General features: G+C 59.9%; 20 protein-coding genes. 15 read left to right on the forward strand and 5 right to left on the reverse strand.

All coding sequences use genetic code 11. From position 1 onward, the window contains the following. The first annotated feature begins 172 nt into the window (after window positions 1-172). The 3 genes from F3J39_RS01750 to dusC all read left to right on the forward strand — a co-directional run bounded on the left by F3J39_RS01750 (window position 173) and on the right by dusC (window position 3,154). The gene (locus F3J39_RS01750) at window positions 173-565 is read left to right on the forward strand and encodes a YbhQ family protein (RefSeq protein ID WP_039383339.1); all 393 of its coding nucleotides are present in this window, start codon (window positions 173-175) and stop codon (window positions 563-565) included. Window positions 566-819: 254 nt separating this feature from the next. Further along, window positions 820-2,199 (forward strand): ATP-dependent RNA helicase RhlE, encoded by a 1,380-nt coding sequence (gene rhlE, locus F3J39_RS01755; protein WP_104084683.1) that lies wholly within the window; start codon window positions 820-822, stop codon window positions 2,197-2,199. A 4-nt stretch (window positions 2,200-2,203) separates the two neighbouring features. Next, a complete protein-coding gene (dusC, locus tag F3J39_RS01760) occupies window positions 2,204-3,154 on the forward strand; it encodes a tRNA dihydrouridine(16) synthase DusC (protein ID WP_104084684.1) in 951 nt (316 codons plus the stop codon). A 65-nt stretch (window positions 3,155-3,219) separates the two neighbouring features. Here dusC and F3J39_RS01765 read toward each other — a convergent pair whose 3' ends face one another. The 4 genes from F3J39_RS01765 to F3J39_RS01780 all read right to left on the reverse strand — a co-directional run bounded on the left by F3J39_RS01765 (window position 3,220) and on the right by F3J39_RS01780 (window position 8,821). After that, the gene (locus F3J39_RS01765; protein WP_104084685.1) at window positions 3,220-4,815 is read right to left on the reverse strand and encodes an inorganic phosphate transporter; all 1,596 of its coding nucleotides are present in this window, start codon (window positions 4,813-4,815) and stop codon (window positions 3,220-3,222) included. A gap of 137 nt (window positions 4,816-4,952) precedes the next feature. Beyond that, complete coding sequence (locus tag F3J39_RS01770; RefSeq protein ID WP_104084686.1) at window positions 4,953-6,068, reverse strand: L,D-transpeptidase family protein; 1,116 nt, start codon at window positions 6,066-6,068, stop codon at window positions 4,953-4,955. A gap of 197 nt (window positions 6,069-6,265) precedes the next feature. Continuing rightward, window positions 6,266-8,080 (reverse strand): glycoside hydrolase family 15 protein, encoded by a 1,815-nt coding sequence (locus F3J39_RS01775; RefSeq protein ID WP_104084687.1) that lies wholly within the window; start codon window positions 8,078-8,080, stop codon window positions 6,266-6,268. Between the two features lie 165 nt (window positions 8,081-8,245). After that, a complete protein-coding gene (locus F3J39_RS01780; RefSeq protein ID WP_039385764.1) occupies window positions 8,246-8,821 on the reverse strand; it encodes a DedA family protein in 576 nt (191 codons plus the stop codon). A gap of 168 nt (window positions 8,822-8,989) precedes the next feature. Here F3J39_RS01780 and F3J39_RS01785 point away from each other — a divergent pair, with 168 nt between their 5' ends. From F3J39_RS01785 to F3J39_RS01795, 3 genes are all read left to right on the forward strand, one after another. Further along, window positions 8,990-9,577 (forward strand): Yip1 family protein, encoded by a 588-nt coding sequence (locus F3J39_RS01785; RefSeq protein WP_039383350.1) that lies wholly within the window; start codon window positions 8,990-8,992, stop codon window positions 9,575-9,577. 186 nt (window positions 9,578-9,763) lie between these two features. Next, complete coding sequence (gene pbpG, locus F3J39_RS01790; protein ID WP_094112243.1) at window positions 9,764-10,702, forward strand: D-alanyl-D-alanine endopeptidase; 939 nt, start codon at window positions 9,764-9,766, stop codon at window positions 10,700-10,702. 162 nt (window positions 10,703-10,864) lie between these two features. Next, window positions 10,865-13,318: a DUF3772 domain-containing protein gene (locus tag F3J39_RS01795; RefSeq protein ID WP_039383355.1), complete on the forward strand. Its 2,454-nt coding sequence runs from the start codon at window positions 10,865-10,867 to the stop codon at window positions 13,316-13,318. 48 nt (window positions 13,319-13,366) lie between these two features. On the opposite strand, the gene dld is transcribed toward F3J39_RS01795, so the two are convergent. Further along, window positions 13,367-15,076: a D-lactate dehydrogenase gene (gene dld / locus F3J39_RS01800; protein ID WP_039383358.1), complete on the reverse strand. Its 1,710-nt coding sequence runs from the start codon at window positions 15,074-15,076 to the stop codon at window positions 13,367-13,369. 155 nt (window positions 15,077-15,231) lie between these two features. Here dld and bglX point away from each other — a divergent pair, with 155 nt between their 5' ends. From bglX to F3J39_RS01845, 9 genes are all read left to right on the forward strand, one after another. Next, window positions 15,232-17,529 (forward strand): beta-glucosidase BglX, encoded by a 2,298-nt coding sequence (gene bglX / locus F3J39_RS01805; protein ID WP_039383360.1) that lies wholly within the window; start codon window positions 15,232-15,234, stop codon window positions 17,527-17,529. Window positions 17,530-17,603: 74 nt separating this feature from the next. Beyond that, window positions 17,604-18,482, forward strand: a complete 879-nt coding sequence (locus tag F3J39_RS01810) for an oxygenase MpaB family protein (protein WP_113654887.1) — start codon at window positions 17,604-17,606, stop codon at window positions 18,480-18,482. 129 nt (window positions 18,483-18,611) lie between these two features. Next, window positions 18,612-19,721, forward strand: a complete 1,110-nt coding sequence (locus tag F3J39_RS01815; RefSeq protein WP_166713781.1) for a suppressor of fused domain protein — start codon at window positions 18,612-18,614, stop codon at window positions 19,719-19,721. Between the two features lie 207 nt (window positions 19,722-19,928). Next, window positions 19,929-21,824 (forward strand): methyl-accepting chemotaxis protein, encoded by a 1,896-nt coding sequence (locus F3J39_RS01820; RefSeq protein ID WP_071669012.1) that lies wholly within the window; start codon window positions 19,929-19,931, stop codon window positions 21,822-21,824. Window positions 21,825-22,026: 202 nt separating this feature from the next. Next, window positions 22,027-22,560, forward strand: coding sequence for an isopentenyl-diphosphate Delta-isomerase (gene idi, locus F3J39_RS01825; protein ID WP_039383369.1), 534 nt, complete (start codon window positions 22,027-22,029; stop codon window positions 22,558-22,560). A 160-nt stretch (window positions 22,561-22,720) separates the two neighbouring features. Continuing rightward, window positions 22,721-23,629: an ABC transporter substrate-binding protein gene (locus tag F3J39_RS01830; RefSeq protein WP_071669013.1), complete on the forward strand. Its 909-nt coding sequence runs from the start codon at window positions 22,721-22,723 to the stop codon at window positions 23,627-23,629. A 3-nt stretch (window positions 23,630-23,632) separates the two neighbouring features. Beyond that, window positions 23,633-24,799 carry an ABC transporter permease gene (locus tag F3J39_RS01835; protein ID WP_104084690.1) on the forward strand — a complete coding sequence of 389 codons (1,167 nt, stop codon included), beginning with the start codon at window positions 23,633-23,635 and terminating at the stop codon, window positions 24,797-24,799. Further along, window positions 24,792-25,727 carry an ABC transporter ATP-binding protein gene (locus F3J39_RS01840; protein ID WP_104084691.1) on the forward strand — a complete coding sequence of 312 codons (936 nt, stop codon included), beginning with the start codon at window positions 24,792-24,794 and terminating at the stop codon, window positions 25,725-25,727. Before F3J39_RS01835 ends, F3J39_RS01840 begins: the two co-directional genes overlap by 8 nt. After that, window positions 25,724-26,458, forward strand: coding sequence for an ABC transporter permease (locus F3J39_RS01845; RefSeq protein ID WP_104084692.1), 735 nt, complete (start codon window positions 25,724-25,726; stop codon window positions 26,456-26,458). The genes F3J39_RS01840 and F3J39_RS01845 overlap by 4 nt, the downstream gene beginning before the upstream one ends. Window positions 26,459-26,514 lie beyond the last annotated feature (56 nt).

Consider the following 26,514-nt stretch of genomic DNA (forward strand, 5'->3'; position numbering starts at 1 on the left):
CGACGCGCTCCTTTTCATCATGAATAGAACAAAGTGTAGTCTTTGTCACAAACGGGTGGTGCCAGGGCGAGAAAATTAAGGTCTTATCTGAAATTTGTTTTACATTGAGGAAATCCGTCTGGCTTCGGTCAGATACACTTGGGCGACCTGTTGGGTCTGCCAGGAGAAAAGTATGAAATGGTCTAATCGTGTTCAGATTGTTACCGGTCAAACCTGTCTGCACATCGCCACGCATCTGCTGGTGATTGCCGCACTGGTCTGGGGCTGGAAACATAAGGCACTGGTTGAAGTGAGCAGTACCCTGGTGGCAGCTTATGCAGTGGTGTTTATCTCCATGCTGGCCCTGCAGCGTAGTGCCCGTTTACGCCGTATGGGTGACACTCTGGAAGAGGTCACCACAACCTACTATTTTGGCGCAGCGATGCTGACGCTGTTCCTGATCTCACGCTTTTTCCATAACAACCTGCTGATTGGTTGCCTGGGCGTCGTGATGCTGGTGGGCCCGGCGCTGGTTTCTTTGCTGGCCAGAGAACCTGCCCCCCGCGTGGAGAAAAAGCGTAGCTGACCGCTGCGCATCCCGCCAGTCAGGGAGCCTTAAAGGCTCCCTTTTTATTGCCTGCTGCACCTCACGTCACGCAGCAGCAACCAGCGACGTGCCTGTTTTGCAGGTCGCAGTGCGCAGTGAAAGCTGGTACACTCGCCTCCTTACGCATGGTAGTTTGTGCCCTTTTCACACGCAGGCCCCCGGGGCTGCGTCATATCCCCCCTGAAAACTACATCGCGCAGCGCGATCAGGGCGGTTCGGAGTAATACACCTGCATGTCCTTTGACTCTCTCGGCTTGAATGCCGATATTTTGCGTGCGGTAGCAGAACAGGGCTATCGCGAACCGACGCCAATTCAGCGTCAGGCAATTCCCGTAGTGCTGGCTGGCCGTGACCTGCTGGCGAGCGCCCAGACCGGTACCGGTAAAACCGCCGGTTTTACGCTGCCTCTGCTGCAGCGTCTTTCTGAAAACCCTGCCGCTGCACGCGGCCGCCGCCCGGTGCGCGCGCTGATCCTGACGCCAACGCGTGAGCTGGCCGCACAGGTCGGTGAGAACGTGCGCGAATACAGCCAGTACCTGAACATGCGTTCTCTGGTGGTATTTGGTGGCGTCAGCATTAATCCGCAGATGATGAAACTGCGCGGCGGCGTTGACGTACTGGTGGCGACGCCAGGCCGCCTGCTGGATCTGGCGCATCAGAATGCGGTTGATCTCTCGCAGGTAGAAATTCTGGTGCTGGATGAAGCCGATCGCATGCTCGATATGGGCTTTATTCACGATATCCGTCGCGTCCTGGCGAAGCTGCCGGCGAAGCGTCAGAACCTGCTGTTCTCAGCAACCTTCTCCGACGAAATCAAAACGCTGGCAGAAAAACTGCTGACTAATCCGGAGCAGGTAGAAGTGGCCCGCCGCAACACCGCGTCAGAGCAGGTGTCGCAGCAGGTGCACTTTGTTGATAAAAAGCGCAAGCGGGAACTGCTGTCGCTGATGATTGGCCGTGACAACTGGCAGCAGGTACTGGTGTTTACCCGTACCAAGCATGGTGCCAACCATCTGGCTGAGCAGCTGAACAAAGATGGCATCACCGCGGCGGCTATCCACGGTAATAAGAGTCAGGGCGCCCGTACCCGCGCGCTGGCTGATTTCAAATCGGGCAGCATTCGCGTGCTGGTCGCTACCGATATCGCCGCACGCGGTCTTGATATCGAAGAGCTGCCGCACGTAGTGAACTATGAGCTGCCAAACGTAGCGGAAGATTACGTACACCGTATCGGCCGTACCGGACGCGCGGCGGCAACCGGCGCCGCGCTGTCGCTGGTCTGCGTTGATGAGCACAAGCTGCTGCGTGATATCGAACGCCTCCTGAAGCGTGAAATACCGCGCATCGCGCTGCCGGGGTTTGAGCCGGATCCGAGCATTAAAGCGGAGCCGATCCAGAATGGTCGCCAGCAGCAGCCGCGCGGTCGTGGTCAGGGGCAGGGCGGCAACGCCGGTCGCTCCGGCGGCGGTCAGCGTCAGGGCAACGGTGCGGCACGTCCGCAGAGTGAGTCGCGCGCGCCGCGTCGTCAGAGCGGTAACGGTCCGGCGACAGGTCACGCGGGCAAACCGGCACGTTCACGTCGTCCGGCTGCCAAAGGCAACGGGAACGCATAACGCGATGCGGGTGTTACTGGCTCCGATGGAGGGCGTACTGGATTCACTGGTGCGTGAACTGCTCTCCGGCGTCAATGATTACGATCTCTGCGTGACTGAGTTTCTGCGCGTGGTCGATCAGCTGCTGCCGGTAAAGTCGTTCTATCGCCTCTGTCCGGAGCTGCGCCACCAGAGCCGCACGCCATCCGGTACGCGGGTGCGGCTGCAGCTGCTGGGACAGCACCCCGCCTGGCTGGCAGAAAACGCCGCCCGCGCAGCTGAACTCGGCTCGTGGGGCGTCGATCTTAACTGCGGCTGTCCGTCAAAGCTGGTTAACGGCAGCGGCGGCGGCGCCACGCTGCTGAAAGATCCGGAGCTGATTTACCGCGCCGCGCAGGCGATGCGTGCCGCCGTGCCGGATCACCTGCCGGTCACGGTTAAAGTGCGGCTCGGCTGGGATGGCAGCGATCGCCGCTTTGAAATTGCCGATGCGGTACAGCAGGCGGGGGCCAGCGAGCTGGTGGTACACGGCCGCACCAAAGAGGATGGCTACCGGGCTGAATGCATTAACTGGCAGGCGATTGGCGAAATTCGTCAGCGGCTCTCGATCCCGGTTATCGCCAACGGTGAGATCTGGAGCTGGGAAGATGCGCAGGCCTGTATGCGTATCACCGGCTGCGATGCGGTGATGCTGGGCCGCGGTGCGCTGAATGTGCCTAACCTCGGGCGCGTGGTGAAGCATAACGAGGCGCCAATGGCCTGGCCTGACGTGGTGGCGCTGCTGCTGAAGTATACCCAGCTGGAGAAGCAGGGAGATACCGGCAACTACCACGTTGCGCGCATCAAACAGTGGCTGGGCTATCTGCGTAAAGCCTACGCCGAAGCGAACGATCTCTTCAGCGAAGTGCGGACGCTGCGGGTATCTGCCGATATCGCCGCAGCGATTGAGCGCTATGCGGCGCGCCTGGTGCGCTAGGCGTTATGCGCTTTCCACAGTAAAAGCCAGCCTCCGTGCTGGCTTTTTTTTTGCTTTACCGGCGCTCATATCCGGGCAAATAGCGCATAAAGCACGCCCGCCAGCAGCACGGAGACCGGCAGCGTCAGGATCCAGGCCATCGCCAGGTTGCGCAGCGTGGCAAGCTGCAGGCCGGAACGGTTTGCGGCCATGGTTCCCGCCACGCCCGATGAGAGCACGTGCGTGGTGGAGACCGGCAGGCCAAACGCATCAGCTGCGCCGATAGTCGCCATCGCAACCAGTTCGGCGCTGGCACCCTGGGCATAGCTGAGATGCGATTTGCCGATGCGCTCGCCTACCGTAATGACGATACGTCGCCAGCCCACCAGCGTGCCCAGACCCAGCGCCAGCGCCACCACCACTTTTACCCAGAGCGGAATAAAGCGCGTGGCGCTGTCCAGCTCGCGCTTCACGGCGCTGAGATTGCGGGCGGTCTCTTCGGGCAGCGTTACGCTGCTGCTCTGCAGATGCCGGATACTCTCCGAAGCCAGGTACATATCGTTACGGGTATTGGTCACCGCCTGTGCCGGAATATTATTCACCGAGCCGTAGCGCCGGATCTGATCGCTGATATCACCCAGCAGCAGGCCCAGCGCCGGCAGCACCTGAGGCCGGGGCTGACGGCTGCGGACAAACTCAGTCAGTACCGTACGCGGTGCCGGCATCGCCCCGGGTGCCGGCTGCAGCGTCAGCAGCTGCTGCTCCGTGACCTGCGCCAGCGCGGCGACGCGCGGGATCTGCTCCGGCGGCAGCGACCGGTTCAGCGCATAGGCAATGGGCATCGTGCCGACCAGAATCAGCATGATAAGCCCCATGCCTTTCTGACCATCATTAGAGCCGTGTGCAAAAGAGACGCCGGTGCAGGTCAGGATCAGCAGCCCGCGGATCCAGACCGGCGGCGGGCGGGCGCTGTCGGGCGCCTGATAGAGCTGACGATTACGCACCAGCGCTTTCAGCGCCAGCAGCAGCAGAGCCGCGCAGACAAATCCCACGATCGGCGAGAGCAACAGAGCGTAGCCCACTTTCAGCGCCTGATCCCAGTCAACGCCGCTGGTGCCGCTGCGGCCATGCAGCAGCGCATTCGCTACGCCGACGCCGATGATGGAGCCAATCAGCGTATGGGATGAGGAGCTCGGCAGACCAAAATACCAGGTTCCCAGATTCCAGATAATGGCAGAGAAGAGCAGCGCATAGACCATGGCAAAGCCGTGTCCGCTGCCCGCCTGCAGAATAAGCTCGACCGGCAGCAGCGAAATAATGCCAAACGCCACCACGCCGCTGGAGAGCAGCACGCCAAGAAAGTTGCAGATGCCGGACCAGACCACCGCCACGCCGGGCGTCAGAGAATGGGTGTAGATCACCGTGGCTACGGCATTGGCGGTGTCGTGAAAGCCATTCACAAATTCAAATCCCAGCGCAATCAGCAACGCCAGCGTCAGCAGCACAAAGGGCGTATAGGTGGTGACCACCGCGCCGGTTTCCGCCACATCGTTAAACAGGTTAACCCCGGTAAAAATCAGCCCTGCGGCCAGCAGCAGCAGAAACAATATGCGGGAGAGCGGACCGCTGCCGCGCTGCAGATCGGGACGTCCGCGCGCCGCCGGTAAACTGGTTTCAGCCATGACACACCCCATTGATGATCGGATGCACCCACGGCATCCGCTACTGGCAGTGTGATACGCCTGCAGTGTGACAGAATGATGATGGCAATAAAAAAGCCAGCCCGGAGGCTGGCTTTTCTGACGGCGTCAGAACGATATCAGAGGCTGCTGCTGGTCGCTGGCTGCGCCTGATCGACCGGTGCCGGCTGCTGTTCTGCCTGCGGTTGTGCAGCAGGCTGATCGGCTGGCGGTGCAACGGCCGTTGCGCCCTGCGGCGTCATCGGTTCCTCTTTTGGCATCGCATCAGCCGATTCCTGCACGGCAATTGCTGCCGGCTGCGCATCATCGGCCTGACCGTTGATTTTGGTCGGCATACCGCTGCGTGCCTGGATGGCGTTGTTGACCGCATCCTGACGGGTGCTGGCGTCAGCAACCACTTTTGTCACGGCTGACGTCAGATTGATCGGTACCAGCTCACGCGAGTTGAACTGCTCTTCCGTGGTGGAGAGCGGGTTGTGCACCTCAATCCAGCGTGAACCATCCGGCTCAACGGTCGCTTTAACCGGCTGGTCGATAAACTGCACGCGGGTGCCGACCGGCACGTTGTCAAACAGCCATTTGATATCGTCGGCACGCAGGCGGACGCAGCCGTGGCTGACGCGCAGGCCGATACCGAAGTTGGCGTTAGTCCCGTGAATCGCATACAGGCGGCCGATATAGAGCGCGTGCAGACCCATCGGGTTATCCGGGCCAGCCGGGAAGACCGCCGGGATGCTCTCGCCGCGTGCCGCATATTCAGCGTGCATCGCTTTGGTTGGCGTCCAGGTCGGGCCCGCTTTTTTACGCTCTACTTTGGTGGTCCAGTTAACCGGGGTATCTTTCCCCAGCTCACCGATACCGATAGGCAGCACGACCACGGTCTTAGTGCCTTTCGGGTAGTAGTAGAGACGCATCTCGGCGCTGTTGATCACGATGCCTTCACGCGGCGCGTCAGGCAGGATCAGCTGCTGTGGGATCACCATTTTGCTGCCCGCTTTAGGCAGGTAAACGTCAACGCCGGGGTTCGCTTCCAGCATATTGCTGAGGCCCATCTGATACTGAGCAGCAAAAGCTTCCAGCGGAAGTTTACTCTCTTCCGGCACGGTGATTTCAATGTTTTCGCCAATCAGGCGGCTATTCGCTGCAGGGAGCGGATAGACGACAGCAAAGGCTGACTGGCTGAAAGCGGCCAGGGCAAGAGCTAGTGAAGCGAACGCGCGAATGCTTTTTTTCATGTTTTTACAAGTCGTTATGGCCGTGTTTCAGGCTTGTCAGAGTATCGAATCCATCGTGGTCAGTGTGACCCGCTGCGCATTATATGTGCATTGCCGCGGCGATGGGAATGATGATTTTTACTGCCTGAAGATACTTTACGCAAAAAGTCCTTCTTCACAGATAAATCTGTTGGCGCAATGCCCCAAATTGTGAATAGTCAGGGCTGCCAGAGCGTGACTTCACCGCTGAGTTTACGGTTAAGAAAAAAGGCGGCACTGATCAGCGCCAGGTGGCTGAGCGCCTGCGGAACGTTACCCAGGGCATAGCCGCGTTCAGTAAACTCTTCGGCATACAGACCCAGCGGGTTGGCATAGCTCAGCAGCTTCTCAAACTCAAAGTGCGCCTCCTGCACCCGGCCGGCGCGCGCCAGGCACTCCACATACCAGAAAGAGCAGGCGACAAAAGCGCCTTCGCCGCCGGCCAGTCCGTCAGCCGGTGTTTCGCTGATATTATAGCGCCGTACCAGACCATCGCTGACCAGGTTAGCCTTGATGGCATCCAGCGTAGCCAGCCAGTCGGGGTCGGTGGAGCTGACAAAGCGCACCAGCGGCATCAGCAGCATTGAGGCATCCAGAGCGGTGCCGCCGCGCGTCGCAGTGAAATGCCCCAGGTCGGCGTTCCAGAAGTTCTGCCAGATATCGTCGCGGATCTCGCTGCGCACCCGGTCCCAGCGATCGTAAGGCATCGGCAGTGAACGCTTCATGCCCAGCCGCAGCGCGCGATCCAGCGCCACCCAGCACATCAGGCGCGAGTGGAGAAAATGCTCCGGCTCACCGCGCATCTCCCAGATGCCGGCGTCCGGCTGGTTCCAGTTGTCGCAGACGTAATCAATCATGCTGGAGACGTGCAGCCAGCCGCGGTGGGAGATGGCGTCGCCATATTTGTTGGCCAGATAGATGGCGTCCATCAGCTCGCCATAAATATCAAGCTGCGTCTGACGCCACGCGTCATTACCGATGCGAACCGGCCGTGAATCGGCGTAGCCAGAGAGGTTCAGCAGTTCGCTTTCATGCAGTTCAGTGCCGCTATCGAGACGATACATCACCTGCAGATGCGGCGTGTCATCATGGCTGTGTTCAACGCAGCGGCCGACCCAGCGGGTAAAATCGTGCGCCTCCTCTACATAGCCAAGGCGCATCAGCGCATACATGCTGAACGAGGCGTCGCGGATCCAGGAGGCGCGGTAGTCCCAGTTGCGCTCGCCGCCCAGCTCCTCCGGCAGGCCAAAGGTGGCGGCGGCGGCGATCGAACCATGTTCATGTGAGGTAAGCAGCTTCAGCGTCAGCGCTGAACGCGTCACCATTTCACGCCAGCGCCCCTGATAGGAGCTGTGATTGCTCCAGCGCAGCCAGTAATCGAGCGTATCCTGAAAGCAGCGCGCCGTTGAGATGGTTTCAACGTGCGGATCGTCATCGTTGCCAAAGACAAACTCCGCGTGTTCGCCACTCTGCAGCGTAAATTCCGCTACCGCCGCCTGATTTTCGCAGCGCAGCGGCAGCGTGGCGCTCAGGCGCAGCGCGGGCTGCCCCTCCGCCAGAAAGGCCACGCCGCTTTCGCGCACTTCAGCACGCGTCTCAGCCCGGGCGTAATCGTGACGCGGCGCGCAGACCAGCTGAAAAGTAGCGGTGCCGCGCACCATTTTTACCCGGCGTACCAGCCGCGGGACTTTGCTGCTCTCATCGCAGATCGGCATATAGTCGGTGATCTCCGCCACCCCCTCATCGGCCAGCCAGCGGGTCTGCAGAATATTGGTATCAGGCAGGTAGAGCTGCTGGCGACGCGCCTGCGGCCAGTCAGGCGCAAGGGTAAAACGGCCCGCCTCTTCGCTGTCGAGCAGCGCCGCAAAGACAGAAGGGCTGTCCAGCTCTGGCCAGCAGAGATAGTCGATAGTGCCGTCGTTTGCGATCAGGGCGCAGGTGCGCAAATCGCCGATTACGCCGTGGTCATCAATTCTGCGTTTAATTTTGCTCATCCCGCCTCCGGTACCTTATCTGACTGTTAACTATAGACGAAACGGCTGGCCGGGCAGCGCCGTGGCACGGATGGATAACTTCTGTACTGAAAAATCGTTAACAGCGAGGAGAGCGTGTGATGGCGGATTCACTCTGGCGAATCCGCAGTTCAAAGGCTACCACAGTTAACCGGCGCGGCGGTGGTTCCAGCGGCGGATCAGATAGCGTAAGACAATACCGGTGACGATAGCCGCCGCCAGCCAGACCAGATGTTTAAGATGCTGATCGAGCTTATGCAGCCAGGGCGCAATGATTTCGCCGGCAAAATAGCCCAGCGTGACAAAAATCAGCGCCCAGAGCGCAGCCCCGATAATATTAAGCACAAAAAAGCGCAGCGGCTTCAGACGGCTGGTGCCGATGATAATCGGCCCAATCAGGCGAAAACCGTACATAAAGCGCACGCCGATAACAAACAGGCTGGGACGCTTCTGGATCAGACGGTTAGCTTTGCCAATCGTCGCCTGATGTTTACTGAAGCGGCGCAAAATGCGCGTACCGTAGCGGCGGCCAAGCCAGAACAGCAGCTGGTCACCAATGATGCCGCCTGCCATCGCCGCCAGCACCACGCCGCCGTAGTGCAGCAGCCCCTCATGCGCCGCCACGCCGCCCAGCAAGGTAAAGGTTTCCCCTTCGGCAATACAGCCAATCATCAGGGCCAGATAGCCATACTGGGTGATTAATCCATTGATATCGAGATGCAATTTTTTCTCCCTGGACAGAACAGACACCTGAGCAGTGTAGCTGCAGGCGGCTTTTTTTGTGCAGCGGGCCGCAAAAACAGGCGCGCTGGTTATACTTGAAGAGACGCTGCCTGTCGGAGTCTGACTGAATGCTAAAGGGGCGGCCCACTGCATCAGAGGAGTGATTTTATGAATCATGTCTGGGGTCTTCTGGCGCATCCGAATCAGGAAATGCGCCATATCAAGCAGGAAAACGAAAGCGTTTCACATCATTACACGCATCACGTGCTGCTGATGGCAGCGATACCGGTTATCTGCGCCTTTATCGGCACGACACAATTTGGCTGGAATCTGGGCGACAATCGCTTTATTCAGCTCAATCTGCTCACTGGCCTCGGTCTGGGTATTCTCTTTTATCTGTTAATTCTGGGTGGCGTCGCGGTAATGGGGCGGGTCATTCACTGGATGGCGCGCGACTATCCGCAGCGTCCCGGTATTCAGCGCTGTACCGTGTTCGCCGGCTATGTCGCCACGCCGCTGTTTCTCAGCGGTCTGGTCGCACTTTATCCGCTGGTATGGCTCTGCGTACTGGCGGGTGCCGTGGCGCTGGTCTACACCGGCTACCTGCTCTATGTCGGCATCCCGGTGTTTTTGAATATCGACCGCGAAGAGAGCATGCGCTTCTCCGGTTCAACGCTGGCGATAGGGGTACTGGTATTTGAAGTGCTGCTGGCGCTGACGGTTGTGCTGTGGGGCTATGGACCAAGGCTGTTCTGATTTCCCTGCTTTTTTCTGAGGCCGCACATAACTGCGGCCTTTTTAACGCCCGGAAACAATCTCACTAAGAAATTTGCCGCATTTGCGCGTATTATGCCGCTGCCAGCCCGCACCCTGACAGGCCTGATGCGGGCGGCCTGTGGAGCTTTCACAGCGCAAAACTCCTGATCGGATCTCACTGACACGATGTCTGTTAAATTACCTGTTTCTCTGCTGTCGCTGGCGCTGTTTATGACGGCCCCGGCGGCGGTAACACCTGTACTGGCTGCACCGGCCGCGCTGTCGGGTCTGGCACCGCTGGCCCAGCCGCAAATCGCCTCCGGCAGCGCAATGATTGTTGATCTCGATACCGGCAAGGTGCTGTTCTCCAGCCATCCTGACCGCGTGCGGCCTATCGCCTCCATTACCAAAGTGATGACGGCGATGGTTGTGCTGGATGCAAAGCTGCCGATGGATGAGATGCTTTCGGTAGATATCAGCCAGACGCGCGAGATGCGCGGCGTGTTTTCGCGCGTCAAACTCAACAGCGAAATCAGCCGCCGCTCGATGCTGCTGCTGGCGCTGATGTCGTCTGAAAACCGCGCGGCGGCCAGTCTGGCGCACCACTATCCGGGCGGCTATAACGCCTTTATCCGCGCCATGAATGCCAAAGCGCGCGCGCTGGGTATGACGCATACGCGCTATGTGGAACCCACCGGTCTCTCCACGCAGAACGTCTCCAGCGCCAGCGATCTGGTTAAGTTGCTGAAAGCGACGCGTCAGTATCCGCTGCTGGGCCAGCTCAGTACCACAAAAGAGCAGACGGCGGTGTTTCAGCACCCGAACTACGCACTGCCGTTCCGCAACACCAATCACCTGGTTTACAAAGAGGGCTGGCGGATCCAGCTGACGAAAACAGGCTATACCGATGAGGCGGGCCACTGCCTGGTGATGCGTACCGTGATCAACAACCGCCCGGTGGCACTGGTGGTACTGGATGCGTTTGGTAAATATACCCACTTTGCCGATGCTAATCGCCTGCGCGACTGGCTGGAAACCGGTAAAGCGGCCCCGGTTCCGGCGGCAGCGCTGGCATATAAAAAACAGAAAGCGGGCCTCACCACCAGCAATACGGTAGTGGAGTAACGGCGAGGATGCGCCCGCCAGCAGGAGGGGCGCGCCACTTGCAAACTGGCGTATCATCAGTACCCTGATTTAGCCTTATCACACCTGTTTTCATCCCGGCGGCGACCTCCTGTACTGGCCGCCACACTCGTTTAACTGGCTTTTTCGCTGGAATGTCGTTCTATGATCAAGTTTCGTTTTTTCACTGTTCCGCTGTTACTGCTCATGCTGTGCGTGCCCGCGCTGAGCCAGGCGGATGACGCGCCCGATGTGACGCAACAGCAGCCGGCACAGGAAGAAGAAGCGCCGCCGCAGGCGAATCCGGCGGTTGAGCTGCCAAAAATGCAAAAAATTCTCGATAAGATCAAAGGACAGGTCTCGGGAGAAACCAGCGAAAACCAGCTCAACCAGCTTAATGAGATGGCGCTGGAGCTGTCGGGCAATGCAGAGACGCTGGGACAGGCGTTAGTTCCGCAGCGCCAGCAGCTTGATGCGCAGCTGGCGGTACTGGGTCCCGCGCCCAAAGCGGACAGCGGCGTTAAAGAGACGCCGGAGGTGACGCGCAAGCGCCGCTCGCTGGAAAACCAGAAAGGCAAGCTGGACGATCAGATCAAGCAGGCAGAAGGCATTAAAAACGGTGCGCTGGTGCTCTCTTCGCAGATTGTGAACCTGCGCCGCGATCAGCTGAAAAATCAGCTGGCGCTCAATTCCGGCAGTATTTTTGGCCCGCGCTTCTGGGCGCCGCTGGTGAGCCGTCAGGATCTCGACGGCGAAAAAATCAGTGACTTTATTACGGAGCTGAAGGCGTCGGCGGCACTGTCGTGGGAGCCGGACTGGCGCGTCGGTACCATCGGCTGGCTGGTGGCGGCGATGCTGGTGATGACGCTGGGACGGCGCTACAGCGAAGAGTTTCTCGCCTGGGTGAGTATTAACAAGCTGCCGGAAGGGCGGCTGCGGCGCAGCTTCCTCGCGGCTGCCATCGCGCTGACCACGCTGGCTGCAGTGGTGCTGACCTTTAACTTTAGCGCGCTGGCGTTTACCCGCCGGGATGAAGTCTCCGGCGACGTACAGGATTTTGTTACCCGCCTGGTGCAGCTGAGCGTCTACTGCGGGCTGATTGCCGGTCTGGGACGGGCGTTTCTCTCGACCCGTCGTCCCAGCTGGCGTCTGCCGGCCATCTCTAATGAGGTTGCGCTGGCGCTGAAGCCGTTCCCGCCGATTACCGCTGCGCTGGTGTTTATCTTTCAGACCGCAGAAGCGTTTAACTACACGGTAGGTACCAGTCTCAGCACGACGATTTTTGCTAATGGCCTGACCGCGCTGCTGATTGGCAGCACCGGGCTCGCTATCAGTATGCGTACCAACCGCGTGCGCCGCCGGATGGCCCGGCTCGGCAATCCGCCAGAGGCGCGTCCGACGGTGGTCGGGCTGGTTCAGCTGGCGCTCACGCTGACTGCCGTTGCGATTCTGATTTCACTGACAATCGGCTATGTGACGCTGGCGCGCTTTCTGGGCTACGAGGTGGTGTGGTGCGGGATCCTGTTTGGCTCCTTCTATTTTTTAAGCCACGTCATTACCGACGGCTGTGAAAGCCTGTTTTCCACCAGCAGCGCCGCCGGGCGCCGCCTGCAGAGTTCGCTCAATATCGATGAGCGCTATCTGCAGCAGGCCGCCACGCTGCTCAGCGCGCTGGGTAAAGCGCTGCTGATGGGGATTGTGGCGCTGGCGCTGATGACCGGCACGTTCGCCTCCTCCACGCCGGTAGAGCTTATTCAGAAAGTCATTGAGTTCTGGGGTGGCAAAGGGCTGGAGTCGCTGAATATCGTACCGGCGCATATGGTAAATGCTCTTATTTGCCTGGTAGCGGGCATCTGGATATTGCGCTCAGTGCGCCGCTGGCTGGATAACGATTTTCTGCCGAAAACCACTATGGATATCGGCATGCGCGTCTCGCTGGTGACGCTGTTCAGCAATATCGGCTACGTGCTGATTATCCTGCTGACGCTCTCCATCATGGGGCTGCAGTGGAACAAGCTGGCGTGGATTGTCAGCGCGCTATCGGTGGGTATCGGTTTTGGTCTGCAGGAGATCGTTAAAAACTTTATTTCCGGTCTGATCCTGCTCACCGAACGGCCGGTCAAGGTAGGCGACCTGGTCAGCATCAGCGGCATTGAGGGCGATATCCGGCGGATTAACGTTCGCGCCACGGAGATTCAGCTGGGCGACAAGTCAACGGTGATCGTGCCTAATTCGCAGCTGATTTCACAGAACGTACGTAATGCCACTATGGGCAATGCACAGGGGGTGGTGACCATTCAGCTGACGTTCCCGCTCGATATCGATCCGGTGCGGGTGCGCGAGCTGCTGCTGGAGGTCTATAACGAGAATGAGCGCATTCTGGAGACGCCTGAACCTTCGGTATCGTTTAAAGATCTTACCCCGTCGGGCATAGTGCTGAGCGTAACCGGCAACGTCGCCAGCCAGCGCCAGATTTCGGGTGCGAAAAGCGATCTGCTGTTCGATATTCTGACGCGGCTGCGTAAAGAGGGCATTGTGCTGTCGGCGCCGCAGACCATGATCATCGAGCGCCGCGCTCTGGCGGCGGCTACGCAGGAGCAGGATGCGCCGCAATCCTGAGTCAATGGCAGGGTGGTTATCGGACCACCCTGCACATGACGACCGGTCTCAGGCTTTGACTGCCCAGCCTTTCTGCTTGCTGGTTTTACCGATGCCGGGATTGAAGGTATTGGTCGGGTCCAGTTCACGATAAAACGCCTGCAGCTGCGGTTTCGCTTTGTAGAGATGGCCGACGTTATGTTCCGCCGGATACTCTGCCCCGCGCGCGCTGAGCAGCGCCAGCATCCTCTCTTTCAGCGCGTGCACATCCACGCCTTTTTTCACAATGTAATCCTGATGGAACACGTGGCAGAAGAAGTGGCCATAGTAGAGCCGGTGGATCAGATCGTTATCAAACTCCGGCGGCAGCTGTTCAAACCAGGCTTCATCGTTGCGGCGCAGGGCGATATCCAGCGCCAGAATATCCTCCACTTCATCCGCATGCACCGCGTGATAGCGCACGGCGGCACCGGCGGCGGCAAACCGATGCAAAAAGGCATGCGATCCCTCTTTGCTGTCGCAGGCGAAAAACTCGCCGCCACCCTCACGGAAATAGTCCTGCAGATACGCCTGCGCTTCGGCAACGCCTTCGCCGGACATCTTCAGCATCAGGTGGTGCTCATACTTATCGCGATAGTGCTTAAGACGTTTCGGCAGATGGGCCGGGAACAGGCGACTGATACGCTGCAGCAGACGGTCGGTGAAGTGCGGCTTCACAAAGCTGAGCTTGTTCAGCCAGGCATCAACCCGGCCCTTGAGGGTGAAAAAGAGCGGCATCTTATCGGTGCCGAGCTTGTCGATCATCACGAAAGTATCTTTGCCGTACACTTCGGCAATATCGAAGATATCGCGGTGCATATATTCACCCGCCACCGGCAGATGGGTGAACTCTGCCAGGATATGACGGCGGATGTCGCCCAGCACGGCGGGGTCGTTGGTGCCGATATAGAATACCTGCTGTTGTGGCTCGGTCGGAAAGGTATCCAGACGCACGGCAAACACCGCAAGCTTACCGGCGCAGCCGGAGGCTTCAAACAGCCGGCGGGCGTCAGCGTTAAAGCGCGCCGGCGTATCGGCGTGAATATCACGTACCCGCCCGGCGTATTCATGGTCCGAGGCGTGGCGCTCATCCCAGCGCACGTCGCTCTGCTGCCAGCGCTCATCATCCAGCCGCCCGAGGATCTCTTCCGGTGAGTGGCCCAGATCGATTCCCAGATGGTTAACCAGCTTGAGTTTACCGCTGGCGTCCACCTGCGCAAACAGCGCCATCTCACTGTAGGCCGGTCCGCGTTTGATCAGCGAGCCGCCGGAGTTGTTACAGATCCCGCCCAGCACCGACGCACCGATACAGGAGGAGCCAATGACCGAATGCGGCTCGCGCCCGAGCGGTTTGAGCGTTTTTTCCAGCTGATAAAGCGTGCTGCCGGGAAAAGCGAGGATCTGTTTGCCGCCATCAATCAGCTGCAGCCGGTCGAGACGCAGGGTGCTGACGATCACCACCGGACGATCGTAATCGTTGCCGCTGGGGGTGGAACCCTCCGTCAGGCCGGTATTTGCCGCCTGCATCAGGATAATGGCGTCCGCGCTGACCAGCGCCTGCAGGACCCGCCAGAGTTCAAGCAGCGACCCCGGAAAGACCACCGCCAGCGCATCGCCCGCGCCGGAGCGAAAGCCGGTCCGGTAGCGCGCGGTCTGCTCCGCGTCAGTCAGCAGATGAGAGGCACCAACCAGACGGCGCAGGTCGGCAACCAGTGCAGGGTGAGAAAGGTGAGAATTCATGAGCCTGTCCTTGTCGTTAACGTGGCGTTTCTACTGTAGCACGCGGCGCGGCTCTGGTCGCCGTGTGACAAAGGCGGCTACCTGCTATCCTCATCTTGTGGCACACTGCCCCGGTAATCTTTATTGTGCGCAGTTACTTAAGAGAACCCAACCTGATGAAATGGATTTACTCTGTTAGCCTCGCGGTCTCCCTGGCTCTGCAGCCGGCGTTTGCCGATACGCTGCGTGAAACACATCCCCTGACGGAGCAGGCGCGCGACGCGTATGTCAGCCAGCTGCTCAGCAAAATGACGCTGGATGAGAAAATCGGCCAGATGCGGCTGATCAGCGTCGGACCCGACACGCCGAAAGAGGCGATTCGCGACATGATCCAGCAGGGTCAGGTTGGGGCGATTTTTAATACCGTCACCCGCCAGGATATTCGCGCCATGCAGGATCAGGTGATGCAGCTCAGCCGCCTGAAAATCCCGCTCTTTTTTGCCTACGATGTGGTGCACGGGCAGCGCACTATTTTTCCGATTCCGCTGGGCCTCGCGGCCAGCTGGGATCGCGATGCGATTGGTGAAGTGGGACGTATTTCTGCTTATGAGGCCGCGGATGATGGTCTGAATATGACCTGGGCACCGATGGTGGATGTCAGCCGCGAACCGCGCTGGGGGCGTGGCTCAGAAGGCTTTGGCGAAGATACTTATCTTACGTCGCAGATGGGCAGCGCCATGGTCAGAGCGATGCAGGGCAAAAGCCCGGCCGATCGTTACGCCGTGATGACCAGCGTGAAACATTTTGCCGCCTACGGGGCGGTGGAAGGCGGGCGTGACTACAACACCGTGGATATGAGTCCGCAGCGGCTGGCACAGGACTACCTGCCGCCTTATAAAGCCTCGCTCGATGCCGGCAGCGGTGGCGTGATGGTGGCGCTGAATTCGCTGAACGGCACCCCGGCCACCGCCGATGGCTGGCTGCTGAAAGATCTGCTGCGTGACCAGTGGAAATTTAAAGGTATTACCATCAGCGATCACGGCGCGATTAAAGAGCTGATTAAACATGGTGTGGCGAGCGATCCGCAGGATGCGGTGCGCATTGCGCTGAAGTCAGGCATCGACATGAGCATGAGCGATGAGTACTACAGTAAATATTTGCCGGCGCTGGTGAAAAGCGGGGCGGTGAGTATGCGTGAAATTGATGATGCCGCCCGTCACGTGCTCAACGTGAAATATGACATGGGGCTGTTTAACGATCCGTACAGCCACCTCGGACCGCAGAGCAGCGATCCGCAGGATACCAACGCTGAGAGCCGTCTGCACCGTGCTGAAGCGCGCGACGTGGCGCGCAAGAGCATGGTGCTGCTCAAGAACTGGCACGAGACGCTGCCGCTGAAGCGTGACGCGACCGTTGCGCTGGTGGGACCGCTGGCGGACAGCCAGCGCGATATCATGGGCAGCTGGTCAGCCGCGGGCGTGGCAAAGCAGTCGGTGACGCTGCTGCAGGGGATGCGCAATGCCATGGCGGACAAAGGCACGCTGCTGTACGCCAAAGGGGCTAACGTTTCTGACAACAAAGGTATTCAGGGCTTCCTCAATCTTTACGAGCAGGCGGTGAGCGTCGATACACGCACCCCGCAGCAGATGATTGATGAGGCGGTAGCCCAGGCAGAGAAGGCGGATGTGGTCGTCGCTGCGGTGGGTGAAGCGCAGGGCATGGCGCATGAAGCGTCCAGCCGCAGCGAACTGGCGATCCCGGCCAGCCAGCAGAAACTACTGGCGGCCCTCAAAGCCACCGGCAAGCCGCTGGTGATTGTGCTGATGAATGGCCGGCCGCTGACGCTGGTGAATGAAGACCGCATGGCGGATGCGATGCTGGAAACCTGGTTCAGCGGCACCGAAGGCGGCAATGCTATCGCGGACGTGCTGTTTGGCGATTACAACCCTTCCGGCAAGCTGCCGGTCACGTTCCCGCGCTCAGTGGGGCAGATCCCGCTTTACTACAATCATCTGCCAACCGGGCGACCTTATAATCCGGAAAAGCCGAATAAATATACTTCTCACTACTACGACACCATCAACGGCCCGCTCTATCCGTTTGGTTACGGCCTGAGCTATACCCGCTTTACCGTTTCACCGGTGACGCTCTCCGCCCGCACGATGCCGCGCAGCGGCAGCATTGAAGCGAGCGTAACGGTGACCAACAGCGGTAAACGCGACGGGGCAACGGTGGTACAGATGTATCTCAACGATCCGGTGGCGAGTATCAGCCGTCCGGTTCAGGAGCTGCGCGACTTCCGGCGCATTATGCTGAAAGCCGGTGAGTCACAAACCGTGCGCTTTACGATTGATGCTGACGCGCTGAAATTCTGGAACCAGCAGATGCAGCACGTGGCGGAACCCGGCAAATTTAACGTTATGATTGGCCTGGATTCCGTACGCACTCAGGATGCGCAGTTCGACTATCTTTAACGGATAACCGCGTCTCCCGGTCGCCAGACCGGGAGCGCTATCGCTGACGCCTTTTTAGCCGACACCACGCCACCATGACGCTTCGCAATCGCATTGAACAGCAGATCTTTCGCCTTAATGGGCTGGCACTCAACGAGTTTGACCTCTCACAGCCCCCCGGCGATCCCGGCCTGTTCGGCCCCGACTCCACTATCTGGCGCATCCACGGTGATTTTCCGGCGATGCTCTGCGGCGGTATCAGCGCCCTGATGCTGCAGATGCTGCATCCGGCGGCGCTGGCCGGGGTCTGGGATCACTCCAGCTTCCGTCAGGATATGCTCGGCCGGCTGCGCCGCACCAGCCAGTTCATCGCCGTAACGACCTTTGGCAACAGTGCCGATGCCCGGACGCTGATTGAGCGGGTGAAGCGCATCCATCTGCAGGTCAGCGGCACGGACAGCAACGGTAATCCTTACGCGGCCAGCGATCCGCACCTGCTGACCTGGGTGCACGTGGCGGAAACCAGCCGTTTTCTGGCGGCCCATCTGCGCTATAAAAACCCGGCGCTCAGCCGGGCTGAGCAGGATCGCTACTATCAGGAGGCGGCGCAGGTGGCGATTGCGCTGGGCGCAGAGCAGGTGCCATGCAGCGTCACCGACGTTGAGCACTATCTGCAGGCGATACGCCCGGAACTCTGTTTTGATGCGCGCACGCAGGAGGTGATGGCGCTGCTGATGAATGCGCCGGCACCCGGCTGGCAGGCGCGACCGGCAATGCGCACCATGCTGCAGGCGGGGATCGGTCTGCTGCCGGCGTGGGCACAGCTGCAGCTGCAGCGCCCGGTCAGCCCGCTGACGCAGTGGCGCACCGACCGGCAGATGCTGCTGCTGGCGCGCCTGCTGCGCTGGTCGATACAGCGCGGCGCCTGGTCACGGGCGATGCAGCGTATGGGGCGTGACGCCCGCTACCGCTGAAGCAAAGCCAGACGCTCAGCGCGAGCGCAGCCGCACTTTGAGAGTTTTACCCTTGTCTCACATGGCGCGAGTGCCGATCCTGCTCTATTCTCGGGGAAAATGGATCCCTCCAGGCATTGTCGAGGCGTTATGACCAGTTACCCTCTGATTGCTGAGGTGCCGAATCAGCAACATACTTTAACCGCGATCGTCGAACAGGATGCGCGCACCGCCTATTTTTATATCTGGCCCAACGACCTGTTTCGCAGCCAGTACGCTGTTCGCGGCTGCTGGCTGCGCAACCTTCTGCCGGCACCGGCAGAGGAAGATCGCGAAGCGATGGAGCAGGGGATCGCGCCGCTGCTGAGCGCAGAGTATTGCCGCACGCTGGAGGCGGAGCCGATGCTCGATCCCGCAGGCCTGCAGGTATTGTGGGAGCCGGATGATACCGGTGCTGCCCTGTGGTACTACGGCCAGCTGCTGGCGGTGATCCCCGGCTGGAGTCTCTATCAGAGCAAACAGGTCAGCTTCTCAGCCGGCTGTATCAGGAAAAACCGCCTCACGGCGCCGCTGGGTTCCGCCTCCACCAATGAATACTATGCGCGTGCTGAGCAGCAACGTCACTTCTGGCGCGACTGGCACGACGACCAGCAGTGGGAAAAAATCCAGCATGAAATGCTGCAGGTCTACCAGGCGCGGTGGGGTGAGTCGGTCAAATATTACGCTATCGATCAGGGCAGCTGGCCGCCGATGGCGCTTTCTCAGCACTGGCATAACGGCGTCTGGTATTTTGTCACGCTGGGAATGAGCATTCGTCCGATGCCGCAGGTCGGTTATCTGTTTGAAGAGCTGGCCCCCCAGTACCGGCGGGTTGAGCTGGCGCTGGCGGTAGATGGCGAGGTGATGACCGAGGCCAACGCGGTGCAGATGGCGAGCGCGCTGGCTGAGTTTGCCCATCTGCCGTGGGCGCGGCTGACGTGGATTGGCGAAGGGCATACGCTGGCATCTGAAGTGGCGCCGGTCGGCTTTGAAAGCTTTCTGCTGGCTAACGCGCTGGCACCGGAGGCGGTGTCGCTGCGATTGCCGAAGCGCGACGGCGATCGGCCGGAACTGCTCTGGGCGACGCCGATCACCGAAGCGGAACGCCACTTTGCGCAGTCGGATGATCAGGGCGGACAGCAGCTGCTTCAGCGGCTGCTGGCGGAGGGCAACAGCCATATCTTCCGCCCGCGTCAGGAGGTGGTGGCGCCGCCTCAGTAAACGCCCGCCCTTCTTCTGTGAAGAGGGGCGCGCTGTCTCCAGGCAGTCAATTCTCCGCTCTGCTTATCGCCGGTTATTCCTACCCTGTAAAAATAGTCACCCGATTCAACTATTTGCTTTTTTTGTGATCCCGCGCCTCTCAAGTTCCCCATTAACACGCCGTTAACCTCGATCAGGCAACTCGCCAACCAGGGTAAGGGCATCCGAATGTTTAAAACGACACAATCCCGTTTCACCGCGACGCTGGTCGCATTTTTTGTTGTGCTGATGCTGGTCACTGTACTGGTGATCAATCAGTTTATCGCACCGCAGCTGAGTCAGAATGAGAGCCGCCTGGTGCGCTATGAAGTTGATGGTCTGGCCGGACGCATTGTTGAGCAGATGAACCGGGTTCAGGCGCAGCAGCGGGCGATAACGGAAGCAGCGGGCGTGATGGAGAGCGCAACGATAGAGACGCTGCTGCCGGCGCTGGTAAACCAGTACCAGGACAGCAACGTATTTGGCGGCGGGATCTGGCCGCTGCCGAACCGGCGCGATCCGGCAAAAGAGAAAGACAGCACCTTCTTTGCGCGCAACGCCAGCAATCAGCTGCAGGTCAATACTTACTGGAACTCCGATGCGGCCGATAAGTACTGGGAGCAGCCGTGGTACAAAGCGGGTATGGCGGCAGCAAAAGGGCAGTGCGCCTGGGCCAAAGCCTATCAGGATGCGGCCAGCCCGCAGCCGCGTACCAACTGTGCGATGGCTATCTATCGCGACGGCAGCGTCTGGGGCGTCGCCACAATCGATGTCACGCTGGGCTTTTTTAATCAGCTGGCGAAGCAGATGGGTGACGCCATTAAAGGCCGCGTGCTGATTGTTGAAGCGGATGGCAAAGTGGTCGGGAACGCGGCGCTGCTGGACGGTGCGCCAAAGCTGGAAAACCTGAGCGATACCCGGCTGCCGATGGCCACTGCGCTGAAGTCGCTGCTGACGCAGGCGGGGAGCGAGCCGGCGCAGACAACGTTTAGCGGTGAGGATGGTGAGCATACGCTGTTCCTGCAGGCGATCCCCGGCAGCCCGTGGTATCTCGCCAGCGACGTCCCCTCCAGCCTGCTGGATGCACAGACGCACAGTATGCTGACGCGGCTGGGCGTGGTACAGATCCCGCTGGCTATTATTCTGCTGCTGGTATCGCTGGGCTTTGTCCGCGCAATGATGAAGCGTCTGGGCGTGCTGCACAAAAATATTGAAGCACTCTCAACCGGCGGCGCCGACCTCACACAGCGCCTGCCTGCCAGCAATAGCCCGGAATTTAACGCCGTGGCTGAGAGCTTTAACCAGTTCATCAGCTACCTGCAGGGGCTGATGCGTCAGGTGGGCGACAGCGCGCTGGCGATCACGGCGGCCTCGCGCGAAATTGCCAGCGGCAACGCCGATCTCTCTGCGCGCACCGAATCGCAGGCCAGCTCCATTGTCGAGACGGCAGCCTCAATGGAGGAGCTGACCGGCACCGTGCGCCAAAACGCCGATAACGCCACCCACGCTAATCAGCTGGCTGACGGCGCAGCCACCGTGGCGGCGCGCGGCAGTGAAGTGGTGCGTCAGGTCGTGACCACTATGGGGGAGATCCACCACTCATCGCGTAAAGTCGTCGATATCATCAGCGTCATCGACAGCATCGCGTTTCAGACCAACATTCTGGCCCTGAACGCGGCGGTTGAAGCGGCGCGCGCCGGAGAGCAGGGGCGCGGTTTTGCGGTGGTGGCCTCAGAAGTACGCAACCTTGCGCAGCGCTCAGCTAACTCAGCGCGCGAGATTAAAAAGCTGATTGAAGAGTCAGTGGCAAATATTGATACCGGCAGCCAGCTGGTTGAGCAGGCGGGACAGACCATGGATGAGCTGATGCAGGGCGTCAGCAGCGTCACCACCCTGATGAGCGAAATTATGTCCGCCAGCCGTGAGCAGAGCATGGGTATCGATCAGGTTAACGTCGCGATCACGCAGCTGGATGGCAGCACGCAGCAGAACGCCGCGCTGGTAGAGCAGGTCTCTTCAGCCGCGCGTGCAATGGAGGAGCAGAGCGTGCAGCTGGAACAGGTGGTGCAGAGCTTCAGACTATAACCGCACTCATCACTATTGCGGCGGCTTACAGGCTGCCGCAATCTCATTGTGCTTTACCTCTGCATACCTTCTTCTTCGCCGATTCAGATTATGCCTGCTAAGCTTATTTTTTACCGCGCCAGCGCACGAAACGTGCGCCTTTTTCTCCGCTGCTGCCACGGCGATTGTGTACAATAGCAGGGATTTTTCTGAAGGAGCCCTCATGCCTGCCATAGAAGTTATTCTTGTTGACCACCTCGATCGTCCCACCGGCAAGATGGAAAAGCTGGAAGTGCATGAAAAAGGCTTACTGCATCGCGCAGTAACGGTTTACGTGTTTAATTCGCGTCATGAGCTGCTGCTGCAGCGGCGTGCCAGCAGCAAATACCACTGCGGCGGACTCTGGAGTAATACCTGCTGCAGTCATCCGTTTCCGCAGGAGCCGACGCTCGATGCCGCTGAGCGCCGTCTGCGTGAAGAGATGGGACTGAACCTGGCGCTGACGCCGGTATTTGAGCTGAGCTACAACCTGCCGCTCAGTAACGGCCTGATTGAACATGAGTATGGACACGTCTTCTTTGCCATCAGCGATGAAGAGCCGGTGCTGAACCCGGAAGAAGCGGACGCCTGGTGCTACCGTTCAGTCGGGCAGATCCAGCAGCAGATGGAGACCGAGCCGGAACAGTTTACGCCATGGTTTCTGCACACCTTCCCGCGTATTCCGCATACGCTGGGTGACTTTCGCCTCACCGCCTGACACGCCCCTCTCTCCGGACACACCTCGCGCCTTCTGTGCGGGGCAATTTTTGCCCGGCTTAACAAAACAGACGTAAAATCTGCGCTTTTTTCCCGTCGCCTGCTGCGCCAGGCTACGCTTGTTTATCACCGGGTGCTAAACAGGGCATAAGGAAAACATCATGATTAAACAGGGGTTACTGGGGCTGATTGCCCTGTCGCTGAGCATGGGCGCGGCGCACGCCGCCGATGCGGTCAAGGTCGGGTCGAAAATCGATACAGAAGGCTCGCTGCTGGGCAATATTATTCTGCAGGTGCTCAATAAGCACGGGGTCAAAACCGTCAACAAAATTCAGCTCGGCAATACGCAGGTTGTTCGCGGTGCCATCGTCGCGGGCGAGCTGGATATCTATCCGGAATATACCGGCAACGGCGCTTTCTTTTTTAACGATGAAAAAGCGAGCGCGTGGAAAAATGCGCAGCAGGGTTATGAGAAAGTCAGACAGCTCGATGCAGAGAAGAATCATCTTATCTGGCTGACGCCGGCACCCGCCAATAACACCTGGACCATCGCCGTGCGTGGCGACGTGGCGCAGCAGAATAAGCTGAACTCGCTTGACGATCTCAGCGCGTATCTGAAACAGGGCGGCACGTTCAAACTGGCTGCCTCTGCGGAATTTATTGAACGCGGTGATGCCCTGCCGGCGTTTGAAAAAGCGTATAACTTCAAACTCAATCAGTCGCAGCTGCTTTCGCTGGCAGGCGGCGATACGGCGGTCACCATTAAAGCCGCGGCGCAGAAAACCTCTGGCGTCAATGCGGCGATGGCGTACGGAACGGATGGCCCGGTCGCGGCGCTGGGTCTGCAGACGCTGAGCGATCCCAAAGGCGTACAGCCAATCTATGCGCCGGCGCCGGTCGTGCGTGAAGCGGTACTGAAGCAGTATCCGCAGATGGCAGAGTGGCTGCAGCCGGTGTTCAGCAAGCTGGATGAAAAAACGCTGCAGCAGCTTAATGCGCAGATTGCGGTAGAAGGGCAGGACGCCAGCCAGGTCGCAACCGCGTGGCTGCAGCAGAACAAGTTGCTGTAAAAGGTGCGACAGCTGCTGCTGCGCCCCGGCCGTCAGCCGGTCACGCTGCTGCTGACGGCGCTTATCACGCTGACGCTGCTGACGCTGCCATTTCTGCGCTTTGCGGCTAACCGGCTGGTATCGGGCGAGCCGCTGATGGTGTGGCAGGTTGCGCACGCCGGCTGGCTGGCGCTGCCGATCGCGCTGCTCTGGCTGAGCCTGTTCGGGCCGCCGGGCCGGCGTACGGCTCTGCTAACCCTGCTGGGCGCGCAGGGTCTGTTTGCACTGCTTATCGGCCTCGGCGGCAGCGGTGCCAGCGAGCTGGCGCGCAGCAGTTCGCCGCTGGCGCGCACGGCGTTTGGCAGCGGTTTATGGTGTGCGGCCGGATTATCGCTGCTGCTGGCAGCAGAAGCGATCAGAGCGATAAGCCGGCAGGTTGTCTGGCGCATTCTGCTGAATCTGCAGACCGGCGTGCTGCCGCTGCTGTTTTTACTGACCGGCTGGCTGGATCAGCTGTCGCTGCTGAAAGAGTATGCCAGCCGCAGCACCACGTTCCATGCGGCCTTTAGCCAGCATCTGCTGCTGGTCTGCGGTACGCTGATGCCGGTGCTGCTGGCGGGGGTGCCGCTGGGGCTGGCTATTGCGCGCCGTCCTGGCTGGCAGCGGCCGGTATTCAGCCTGCTGAATCTTATCCAGACCATTCCCTCTGTGGCGCTCTTCGGCCTGCTTATTGCGCCGCTGGCCGGGCTGGCTGCACATTTTCCCGTACTCGGCCGTTTTGGCATCAGCGGTATCGGTATGGCGCCGGCGCTGATTGCGCTGGTGCTCTATGCGCTGCTGCCGCTGGTACGCAGCGTGGTGGCCGGGCTGGAGCAGGTGCCGCCTGAAGTACGCGAAACCGCACGCGCCATGGGCATGAGTTCCGGACAGCAGTTCTGGCTGGCGGAGCTGCCGCTGGCGCTGCCGGTCTGGCTTGCCGGTTTGCGGGTGTTGGTGGTGCAAACCGTGGGTCTGGCAGTCGTGGCGGCGCTGATTGGTGCCGGCGGCTTCGGGGCTATCGTCTTTCAGGGATTGCTGAGCAGCGCGCTGGATCTGGTTCTGCTGGGGGTGATCCCGGTAGTGGCGCTGGCGGTACTCTGTGATGCGCTGCTGCGGCTGCTGTCCGCGCTGCTGGAGAGAAAAGATGATTGAATTTCATAACGTGAGCAAACAGTTTGCCGGTAAAACGGCGATTTCCGATCTCTCTTTGCAGATCGGCCAGGGGAGTTTTACGGTTCTGATCGGCACATCCGGCTCCGGTAAATCGACCCTGCTGAAGATGATCAACCGGCTGGTGGAGCATGACAGCGGCGAGATCCGCTTTGTGGGCGAGCCTATCGGCCAGATGAACGTCCGCGCACTGCGCCGGCGCATCGGCTACGCCATTCAGTCAATCGGCTTATTCCCGCACTGGAGCGTGGCGAAAAACATCGCCACCGTGCCATCGCTGCTGGGCTGGCCCGCGCAGAAAATTGCGGCACGGGTGGCAGAGCTGCTGGCACTGCTGAATCTCGATCCCCGGCTGGCGACCCGCTATCCGCATCAGCTCTCCGGCGGGCAGCAGCAGCGGGTAGGGGTAGCGCGCGCGCTGGCTGCCGATCCGGAACTGCTGCTGATGGATGAGCCTTTCGGGGCGCTCGATCCGGTAAACCGCCAGGCGCTGCAGCAGGAGATGCTGCGCATTCAGCGGCTTACCGGCCGCACCATCGTGCTGGTGACGCACGATATTGATGAGGCGCTGACGCTGGCTGACCAGCTGGTATTGATGGATAACGGTAAGATTGTGCAGCAGGGCGCACCGGTTACGCTGCTGACGCAGCCCGCCAGCGACTTTGTCCGCAACTTTTTTGGCCGCAGCGAGCTGGGCGTGCGGCTGCTGGCGCTGGGGCAGGCGGGCAGCATGGCGCGCCGCGGCGAATGGGTTGATGCCGAGCCGATTACCGCTGCGCTGTCGCTGCGTGAAGCGCTGTCGCAGTTTATCGCACGCGGGACCGATACCTTACCGGTGGTGGATCAGCAGCAGCAGCGGGTGGGCGTGTTGCATTTCAGCGATCTGCTGCGCCCGCGGGAGGCGCAATGAAGCGCCTGTTACGCGAGCCGCTTAGCTGGCTGATTGGGCTGTTTTTACTGCTGCTGTGGGGATTACCGCACAGTGAGGCGCTGTTTGCCTGGTGGTTTCCCCGGCTGGAGCGTCCGCTCTATCAGCAGGAGAGCTTCTGGCGTCTGACGCTGGCCCATCTCTGGCTGGTCGCCAGCGGCACTCTGCTGGCAACGATTGTGGGCGTGGGCGGGGCAATTTTTGCCACGCGCCGCGCTGGCGAGGCGTTCCGGCCAACGCTGGAGACGCTGGCTGCGGCAGGACAGACCATTCCGCCGGTTGCGGTGTTAGCGATTGCCGTACCGGTGATGGGATTTGGCGCAACGCCTGCAATTGTCGCGCTGTTTCTTTATGGCGTACTGCCGGTATTGCAGGGGACGCTGGCGGGTATTGAGAGCGTGCCGGCCAGTAACCGGGAGATCGCAACCGGGCTTGGCATGGGGCCGTGGCGGCGCCTCTGGCAGATTGAACTGGCGCTGGCTGCGCCGGTGATGATGGCGGGTATACGCACATCGGTGATGATCAATATCGGGACTGCGGCTATCGCGTCAACGGTAGGCGCGGCCAGTCTGGGTTCGCCCGTTATCATTGGTCTGAGCGGCTTTAACACCGCCTATGTCATTCAGGGAGCCATACTGGTTGCGCTGCTGGCGCTGATCTGCGACCGGCTGCTGGAGCGGGTGCAGCGCTGGTTTACCGGGTATGCAGAATAAGGCTGTAGCCTACCAGCATCATGCCACCCATACCGCCTATCGCCATGATGGCGAAC

Origin of the sequence: Pantoea sp. Acro-807, assembly GCF_011752675.1 — a bacterium.
In the GTDB taxonomy this organism is placed as follows: domain Bacteria; phylum Pseudomonadota; class Gammaproteobacteria; order Enterobacterales; family Enterobacteriaceae; genus Pantoea; species Pantoea eucrina.

Bases quoted from the DNA above. Each gene is read 5' to 3' on its own strand.
- F3J39_RS01750 (WP_039383339.1), top strand. From the start codon at position 173: ATGAAATGGTCTAATCGTGTTCAGATTGTTACCGGTCAAACCTGTCTG.
- rhlE (WP_104084683.1), top strand. From the start codon at position 820: ATGTCCTTTGACTCTCTCGGCTTGAATGCCGATATTTTGCGTGCGGTA.
- dusC (WP_104084684.1), top strand. From the start codon at position 2,204: ATGCGGGTGTTACTGGCTCCGATGGAGGGCGTACTGGATTCACTGGTG.
- F3J39_RS01765 (WP_104084685.1), bottom strand. From the start codon at position 4,815: ATGGCTGAAACCAGTTTACCGGCGGCGCGCGGACGTCCCGATCTGCAG.
- F3J39_RS01770 (WP_104084686.1), bottom strand. From the start codon at position 6,068: ATGAAAAAAAGCATTCGCGCGTTCGCTTCACTAGCTCTTGCCCTGGCC.
- F3J39_RS01775 (WP_104084687.1), bottom strand. From the start codon at position 8,080: ATGAGCAAAATTAAACGCAGAATTGATGACCACGGCGTAATCGGCGAT.
- F3J39_RS01785 (WP_039383350.1), top strand. From the start codon at position 8,990: ATGAATCATGTCTGGGGTCTTCTGGCGCATCCGAATCAGGAAATGCGC.
- pbpG (WP_094112243.1), top strand. From the start codon at position 9,764: ATGTCTGTTAAATTACCTGTTTCTCTGCTGTCGCTGGCGCTGTTTATG.
- F3J39_RS01795 (WP_039383355.1), top strand. From the start codon at position 10,865: ATGATCAAGTTTCGTTTTTTCACTGTTCCGCTGTTACTGCTCATGCTG.
- dld (WP_039383358.1), bottom strand. From the start codon at position 15,076: ATGAATTCTCACCTTTCTCACCCTGCACTGGTTGCCGACCTGCGCCGT.
- bglX (WP_039383360.1), top strand. From the start codon at position 15,232: ATGAAATGGATTTACTCTGTTAGCCTCGCGGTCTCCCTGGCTCTGCAG.
- F3J39_RS01810 (WP_113654887.1), top strand. From the start codon at position 17,604: ATGACGCTTCGCAATCGCATTGAACAGCAGATCTTTCGCCTTAATGGG.
- F3J39_RS01815 (WP_166713781.1), top strand. From the start codon at position 18,612: ATGACCAGTTACCCTCTGATTGCTGAGGTGCCGAATCAGCAACATACT.
- F3J39_RS01820 (WP_071669012.1), top strand. From the start codon at position 19,929: ATGTTTAAAACGACACAATCCCGTTTCACCGCGACGCTGGTCGCATTT.
- idi (WP_039383369.1), top strand. From the start codon at position 22,027: ATGCCTGCCATAGAAGTTATTCTTGTTGACCACCTCGATCGTCCCACC.
- F3J39_RS01830 (WP_071669013.1), top strand. From the start codon at position 22,721: ATGATTAAACAGGGGTTACTGGGGCTGATTGCCCTGTCGCTGAGCATG.
- F3J39_RS01840 (WP_104084691.1), top strand. From the start codon at position 24,792: ATGATTGAATTTCATAACGTGAGCAAACAGTTTGCCGGTAAAACGGCG.
- F3J39_RS01845 (WP_104084692.1), top strand. From the start codon at position 25,724: ATGAAGCGCCTGTTACGCGAGCCGCTTAGCTGGCTGATTGGGCTGTTT.